The organism is Paenibacillus camelliae (genome assembly GCF_023715345.1).
Lineage (GTDB): Bacteria > Bacillota > Bacilli > Paenibacillales > Paenibacillaceae > Pristimantibacillus > Pristimantibacillus camelliae.
The window spans coordinates 1-255 of the sequence record NZ_JAMBNY010000091.1; the positions used below are offsets into that span (position 1 = coordinate 1).

Annotated in this window: 1 rRNA gene; it reads right to left on the reverse strand. The window is 49.8% G+C overall.

The features are described from left to right. Positions 1–255, reverse strand: a 23S ribosomal RNA gene (locus M3180_RS22545); the annotation flags it as partial.

The window sequence follows — 255 nt, forward strand, 5'->3', positions numbered from 1 at the left end:
TGGACGAGCCTTCCTCAGGAACCCTTAGGCTTACGGCGGACAAGATTCTCACTTGTCTTTTCGTTACTCATACCGGCATTCTCACTTGAATACAGTCCACCAGTCCTTACGGTCTGACTTCAATCCGTATTCAACGCTCCCCTACCCAAGTACCAAATGGTACCTGCCATAGCTTCGGTGGTGTGTTTAGCCCCGTTACATTTTCGGCGCAGAGTCACTCGACCAGTGAGCTATTACGCACTCTTTAAATGGTGG